Below are 2,497 nucleotides of genomic sequence, written 5' to 3'. Positions count from 1 at the left end.
GCGCGAGCGCGCCGGCCGTCGCGCCGAGCGGCGCCGGCGGCGTGGCAAGCGGCGCGACAGGGCCGATCGTACCGGGTCGCGCCATGCAATCCATTACGGTCCGGAAAACAGCCTGGGCATCGAACACCGGAGAGGCGAAGGCGCCGGTGAACACCTGCTGCTGGACGCCCATCAATCCTCTCCCCTGACCATCGTGAAGAAGTCGACGCGGGTCGCGGCTGTCTCCCGGGCGCTCCGGGCGTCCTCTTCGGCGATCCGCCGCGCCACATGTTCGACGAGACGCGCGGCATGTCCCGCATGGACGGCATCCTGCATCAGCGCGTCGAAGATCGCAGCCAGGCGCGCCCGTTCTATGTCGGTGCCGAGCACCTGGCCGTGGCCAATCGTACCGTCCTGCAGCCGGACGCTGGCCCGTGTCACGGTCGTCTCGCCGAGATTGAACGGCGAGCCGCCGCCGCCGATGCGGCCGCGCACCATCACGAGCCCGGTTTCAGGACCGCGCACCGGCGCGACGTCCGGCTTCGGCTCGATCACCTGCCAGGTCGCGCGCAACTCGCCAATGGTCGCCCTGGCGAGAAGCCCCATGGCCCGGCTGCGGTCCCCGTTGCCGGCGGACCGTGACGAAATATCGGGCATTGCCAGATCTCCAAATGTCTATTAATCTAGATAACTATACATCTGATACTTTCCTCCTAAGCCGCGAGCGTGACAAGCTGATGACGGGAACGAAATTGGTCGAGCGGCAGAGCGGAATTGCATTATGGCGACAGATTGCCGATCGCATGCGCCTGTCGATCAACAACGGCGAGTTCGACGGAACGGGCATGATGCCGCCGGAAAAGACGCTTGCCGAACGTTTCGGGGTCAATCGCCACACGGTGCGAAGCGCGCTCGCTGCTCTGGCCGACGAAGGCATCGTTCGTCCGCTTCAGGGCATCGGAACACGGATCGAGCGGCGCGACCGGCTCAGTTTTCCGATCGCCCGGCGCACGCGCTTCTCGCAAGGGCTGGGCGGCCAGGCGCGCGAACTCGACGGCAAGCTGATCGGCTGGCGTGAACAGACGGCGGGGCAAACGGTTGCAGAGGGTCTCGCTATCACACCGGATTCCCGCTGCATCTGCCTGGAGACCCTGCACAGCGCGGACGGCCGTCCGGTGTCGCGGGCAACGAATTATTTTCCCGCCGATCGTTTCGCAGCGATTGCCGAAGAGTACCGGACGCATCGCTCGATTACCAAGGCGCTTGCCGCCTCGGGTGTCGCCGACTATGTGCGCCGCTCGACGGAAATCTCGGCGGCCCATGCCGGAGGCGAGGATCTCGCGGACCTGCGCCTTTCGCCGGGCGCAATCCTTCTCGTCACGATTGCGGTCAATGTCGACATGGACGGTGTTCCGATCCAGTACGCCCGTACGCGCTTTGCGGCGGATCGCGTGAAATTCACCGTGGACACCTGAACGAAAATGGGGCGGCCCGATGGTGCCGCCCCTGGATACAAGACGCTGCCCGTCGGTCAGGCGCGCCGGAAAAGGCCGGCGATGAGCGAGATAACCAGCAGGGCGAGGAAGATGAAGAACAGAATCTGCGCAATGCCGGCAGATGCGCCGGCGATGCCGCCAAAACCGAACAGGCCGGCGACGATCGCAATCACCATGAAGACGAGAGCATAATACAGCATCAGTGATGACTCCTTTGTTTTCCGTACTCCGTTGCCGGCTAAACAGGCGGATCGCCCTGAAGTTCCATCGCCCGCGATATTTTCGCCGGTCGCATGCTTTCATACGGATAGCCGACCCGTAGGCAGCAAAACGCCGCCGCGGCTTTCCTGCAGCGACGGCGTCAAAAAGTCGAAAGCCGGCAAGGCGATCAGTGACGGCGCTCCCATTCGTTGATCTGGCGTTCAGCCTCGTCCTTCGCAACACCGTAGCGCTGCTGGATCTTGCCGGAGAGCTCGACCCGGCGACCGTTGATCACGTCGAGGTCGTCGTCGGTCAGCTTGCCCCACTGGGCCTGCGCCTTGCCCTTGTATTCGTTCCACTTGCCTTCGATGATATCCCAGTTCATGAGTGTTTCCTTCCTTCGGCTGGACTTGCTCATGAGATAACCAGCCACCGGCGCGTTGGTTCCGCGCCCTCACACCGAAATGCGCATCACTGCTGGATGGCCGTCATCTTTGAGCCGGAGAGCGCGACTTCGGAGGCAACCGAGTCCCCCGCGGTGTTGCGGACGGAAACCACCAGGTGGCCGTCCTCCGCAAGATCCCAGCTGACCTCGACGTCCTCCTCGAACCAGCCGGGGTCGACCTCGGCGCAGGCCGCCTTGATGACGAGCCCCTTGCGCGCGGTATGGCCGATTGCCGCCGCCAGGTCCGCGCGGCATTCTTCAATCGTTTCATAACCGATCACCGGCGACGGCAGTTCCGTGCATTCGCCGGTGCCTTGTCCGCAGCCCACAAGCATCATGATCGCTGCCAGATGTTCCATTGCCTTTCTCCTTCGAG

The 2,497-nt window shown here is 63.7% G+C and carries 6 protein-coding genes; 1 reads left to right on the top strand and 5 read right to left on the bottom strand.

Annotated features, from left to right (window positions below):
* Positions 1-172, bottom strand: a 172-nt coding sequence (locus LXM94_RS12810; protein WP_235771834.1) for a phosphonate C-P lyase system protein PhnH, incomplete at its 3' end; no start/stop codon positions are given.
* A complete protein-coding gene (phnG, locus tag LXM94_RS12805; protein WP_235771811.1) occupies positions 172-636 on the bottom strand; it encodes a phosphonate C-P lyase system protein PhnG in 465 nt (154 codons plus the stop codon). The genes LXM94_RS12810 and phnG, both read right to left, overlap by 1 nt.
* An 80-nt stretch (positions 637-716) precedes the next feature.
* Between phnG and phnF the strand changes: the two genes are divergently transcribed.
* On the top strand, positions 717-1,454 hold the full coding sequence (gene phnF / locus LXM94_RS12800) for a phosphonate metabolism transcriptional regulator PhnF (protein WP_235771832.1): 738 nt from the start codon (positions 717-719) through the stop codon (positions 1,452-1,454).
* 56 nt (positions 1,455-1,510) lie between these two features.
* Here phnF and LXM94_RS12795 read toward each other — a convergent pair whose 3' ends face one another.
* From LXM94_RS12795 to LXM94_RS12785, 3 genes are all read right to left on the bottom strand, one after another.
* Positions 1,511-1,675 (bottom strand): DUF1328 domain-containing protein, encoded by a 165-nt coding sequence (locus LXM94_RS12795; RefSeq protein ID WP_235771809.1) that lies wholly within the window; start codon positions 1,673-1,675, stop codon positions 1,511-1,513.
* Positions 1,676-1,863: 188 nt separating this feature from the next.
* Entirely contained in the window at positions 1,864-2,061 is a 198-nt protein-coding gene (locus LXM94_RS12790) for a CsbD family protein (protein ID WP_235771807.1), read from the bottom strand.
* An 86-nt stretch (positions 2,062-2,147) separates the two neighbouring features.
* Positions 2,148-2,480, bottom strand: coding sequence for a hypothetical protein (locus LXM94_RS12785; RefSeq protein WP_235771805.1), 333 nt, complete (start codon positions 2,478-2,480; stop codon positions 2,148-2,150).
* Between the last annotated feature and the right edge of the window lie 17 nt (positions 2,481-2,497).

Origin of the sequence: Rhizobium alarense, from assembly GCF_021555155.1 — a bacterium.
Taxonomy (GTDB): domain Bacteria; phylum Pseudomonadota; class Alphaproteobacteria; order Rhizobiales; family Rhizobiaceae; genus Rhizobium_D; species Rhizobium_D alarense.
This window is presented reverse-complemented; position numbering and strand designations above follow the sequence as displayed.

Coding starts and splice junctions, on each gene's coding strand:
- phnG (WP_235771811.1), bottom strand. CDS start 636: ATGCCCGATATTTCGTCACGGTCCGCCGGCAACGGGGACCGCAGCCGG.
- LXM94_RS12785 (WP_235771805.1), bottom strand. CDS start 2,480: ATGGAACATCTGGCAGCGATCATGATGCTTGTGGGCTGCGGACAAGGC.
- LXM94_RS12790 (WP_235771807.1), bottom strand. CDS start 2,061: ATGAACTGGGATATCATCGAAGGCAAGTGGAACGAATACAAGGGCAAG.
- LXM94_RS12795 (WP_235771809.1), bottom strand. CDS start 1,675: ATGCTGTATTATGCTCTCGTCTTCATGGTGATTGCGATCGTCGCCGGC.
- phnF (WP_235771832.1), top strand. CDS start 717: ATGACGGGAACGAAATTGGTCGAGCGGCAGAGCGGAATTGCATTATGG.